We start from the raw sequence: 303 nt of genomic DNA on the forward strand, positions 1-303 counted from the left end.
CATTGGTGCCTGAACCTCTGTCAGCAGAAGAATTAAAAGATTTTGACCAGGATTATCGCAGCAAAGAAAAACAGACAGGAAAAATTGGCTATGGCTACGGGCAAATAGATCCCGACAGAAATGCCCCCATTGATGTCGACTATCGCTATTACATATCGCTCTACGGCTATTTTGATCAGAAAATGAAACTTAAAGAACCTTCAGGAATTCAATTGCCGGGGCCCGGTTCAAAAGCGGATCGTAACAGATATGAAAAGCAATCGAGAGCTGAAATGCTTGAAGATGTTCGTACTTATGTTCAGC

Annotated in this window: 1 pseudogene; it reads left to right on the forward strand. The window is 42.2% G+C overall.

What is annotated here, in order from left to right:
• A pseudogene (locus NNO02_RS23630) lies at positions 1-303 on the forward strand (T6SS effector phospholipase Tle3 domain-containing protein); the annotation flags it as partial.

Source organism: Citrobacter sp. Awk 2, from assembly GCF_028069815.1.
Taxonomy (GTDB): domain Bacteria; phylum Pseudomonadota; class Gammaproteobacteria; order Enterobacterales; family Enterobacteriaceae; genus Citrobacter.